The following is a 2,859-nucleotide window of genomic DNA, read 5'->3' on the forward strand; positions in this document are numbered from 1 at the left end:
ATGGCCACGCAGCACCGCCTGCTCAAGGAATTCTTCATGCCCTACCTGGACATCCGCAACAAGGTGGAAGGCTATGGCGTGAGCATCATCAAGGCCGGCGCCAAGCTGGTGGGCCACGATGCGGGCCCGGTGCGTGCGCCGCTGACGGATCTGAAGCCTGATGAGCTCGAAAAGCTCAAGGCCCTGATCGACAAGCTTGGGCCCCAGTAAGCCCTTTACGTCGCCCCACGCTTTTTGCAACGAGGCCCCGCCAGAGGGCCATCGATCACACCATCACCTTTCGGAGACATCCACCATGTTCCTCAAGAAACTGCTGCTCGTCGCAAGCGCCTGCAGCCTGGCCTTCGCCGCATCGGCCCAGACCGCCACCCCCGCCGCCTGGCCTGAAAAGCCCGTGACCATCGTCGTGCCCTTCCCGGCGGGCGGCTCCACCGACATGGTGGCCCGTGCCATGGCCGTGCACATGGGCGAGAAGCTGGGCCAGAACTTCGTGGTGGACAACCGCCCCGGTGCCACGGGCACGCTGGGGGCCGGCATGGTCAAGCGTGCGCCGGCCGACGGCTACACGCTGCTGGTGTCCTCGCTGGGCGCCTTCGTCGTGGCACCGCACCTGCTCAAGAGCGTGCCGTATGACGCGCTCAAGGATTTTGACTACATCACTGTGCCCGTGCAGGCGCCCAATGTGCTGGTGGCCGCCCCCGGCCAGAAGGCCCGTACCGTGAAGGACGTGATCGCCCAGCTCAAGGCCAACCCGGGCAAGGTGAGCTTTGCCAGTTCGGGCAACGGTTCGTCGGACCACCTTTCGGCAGAAGTGTTCTGGCAGCAAAGCGGTACCGAAGGCCTGCACATCCCCTACAAGGGCGGCGCCCCGGCCATCAACGACCTGCTGGGTGGCCAGGTGGAGTTCTCGTTCCAGAACGTGAATGCCGTGCTGCAGCACATCCGCGCCGGCAAGCTGCATGCGATTGCCGTCACCGGCGACAAGCGCAGCCCCGTGCTGCCCGATGTGCCCACCCTGGCCGAATCCGGCGTGGCCGGTGCCGAGGTCTATTCGTGGCAGGGCATGGCCGCGCCCAAAGGCCTGCCACCTGCGCTCAAGAAGAAGCTCTCGGACGCCGCCATCGCCGCCATCAACGACCCCGCCGTGAAGAAGCGCATGCTGGACCAGGGCCTGGAGATCGTGGCCAGCACGCCCGAGGCCTTCACCGCTTACCAGGCGCGCGAATTTGCGCGTTGGAAGACGGTCATCGAAATCCGCAAGATCACTGCCGACTGACCCTCCCTTGAGGCGGCTTCGCGCGCGCCTCTTCCTTGCTTTTGCCCACCATGACCACCTCTACCCCTTCTACCAACAGCACCCCCGTCATCACCGAACTGCGCGTGGTGCCCGTGGCGGGCCATGACAGCATGCTCATGAACCTGAGCGGCGCGCACGGCCCCTTCTTCACGCGCAACCTGGTGATCCTGCGCGACAGCGCGGGCCACACCGGGGTGGGCGAGGTGCCCGGTGGCGAGAAGATCCGCCAGACCATCGAAGACGCGCGTGCCCTCATCGTGGGCCAGCCCATCGGCCGCCACAACGCCGTGCTCAACGCCATGCGCGCCCAGTTCGCCGACCGCGATGCGGGCGGGCGTGGCCTGCAGACGTTTGATCTGCGCATCACCATCCATGCCGTGACGGCGGTGGAGTCGGCCTTCCTGGACCTGCTGGGCCAGCACCTGGGGGTACCCGTGGCCGCGCTGCTGGGCGAGGGCGTGCAGCGCGAGTCGGTGCAGATGCTGGGTTACCTGTTCTATGTGGGCGACCGCGAAAAGACCGACCTGGCCTACCGCACCGAGCCCGGCGCCGACAACGCCTGGTTCCGCCTGCGCAACGAAAAAGCCATGACGGCCGAGGGCATCGTGCGCCTGGCCGAGGCCGCGTACGAGCGCTACGGCTTTGCCGACTTCAAGCTCAAGGGCGGCGTGCTGCGCGGCGAGGAAGAGGTCGAGGCGATCCGCGCGCTGCACGAGCGCTTTCCCGAAGCGCGTGTGACGCTGGACCCCAATGGTGGCTGGCTGCTCAAGGATGCGATCCGCATCACGCGCGACCTGCACGGCGTGATGGCGTACGCCGAAGACCCCTGCGGCGCCGAAGGCGTTTTCTCGGGCCGCGAGGTGATGGCCGAGTTCCGCCGCGCCACCGGCCTGCCCACCGCCACCAACATGGTCGCCACCGATTGGCGCGAAATGGCCCACAGCCTGGCCCTGCAGTCGGTGGACATTCCCCTGGCCGACCCGCACTTCTGGACCATGGCCGGATCGGTGCGCGTGGCCCAGATGTGCCAGGCCTTCGGCCTGACCTGGGGCTCGCACTCCAACAACCACTTCGACGTGTCGCTGGCCATGTTCACCCACGTGGGCGCTGCCGCCCCGGGCCGCGTCACGGCGATCGACACGCACTGGATCTGGCAGGACGGCGAGTGCCTGACCAAGGAGCCCTTGCAGATCAAGAACGGTTTTATCGACCTGCCCCAAAAGCCCGGCCTGGGCGTGGAGCTGGACATGGACGCGGTGGAGCGTGCCCACCAGCTGTACCTGAAGCATGGCCTGGGGGCGCGGGACGATGCGGTGGCCATGCAGTACCTGATTCCGGGGTGGAAGTTCAATAACAAGTCGCCTTGTATGGTGCGGTGATGATGGCTGGTTAGGCGGTTTGTCCGCCTGGCCTGGTTGGGCATGCTGGTGTGTAAGATGGGCTTTTTTGTTGCTGCATGCCTTGAGTAAGGGCGGGAGCCGGGATGTGCGCCCGGCGGCGCACCTACCTTCTTTTGCTTCGTCAAAAGAAGGTAGGCCAAGAAAAGACGACCCCGCTGCCCG

Annotated in this window: 2 protein-coding genes and 1 pseudogene; all 3 read left to right on the forward strand. The window is 66.1% G+C overall.

The features are described 5' to 3' along the window. Positions 1 to 210: pseudogene (locus tag HNP48_RS35110) on the forward strand (5-dehydro-4-deoxyglucarate dehydratase); the annotation flags it as partial. An 85-nt stretch (positions 211 to 295) separates the two neighbouring features. Then, positions 296 to 1,276, forward strand: coding sequence for a tripartite tricarboxylate transporter substrate binding protein (locus HNP48_RS35115; RefSeq protein WP_184866318.1), 981 nt, complete (start codon positions 296 to 298; stop codon positions 1,274 to 1,276). A 50-nt stretch (positions 1,277 to 1,326) separates the two neighbouring features. Continuing rightward, on the forward strand, positions 1,327 to 2,676 hold the full coding sequence (gene gudD, locus HNP48_RS35120) for a glucarate dehydratase (RefSeq protein ID WP_184866321.1): 1,350 nt from the start codon (positions 1,327 to 1,329) through the stop codon (positions 2,674 to 2,676). Positions 2,677 to 2,859 lie beyond the last annotated feature (183 nt).

The organism is Acidovorax soli (assembly GCF_014207955.1).
GTDB classification, from domain to species: domain Bacteria; phylum Pseudomonadota; class Gammaproteobacteria; order Burkholderiales; family Burkholderiaceae_C; genus Acidovorax; species Acidovorax soli_A.

What these genes read in the sequence shown, in the direction of transcription:
- HNP48_RS35115 (WP_184866318.1), top strand. Translation starts at nt 296, where the DNA reads ATGTTCCTCAAGAAACTGCTGCTCGTCGCAAGCGCCTGCAGCCTGGCC.
- gudD (WP_184866321.1), top strand. Translation starts at nt 1,327, where the DNA reads ATGACCACCTCTACCCCTTCTACCAACAGCACCCCCGTCATCACCGAA.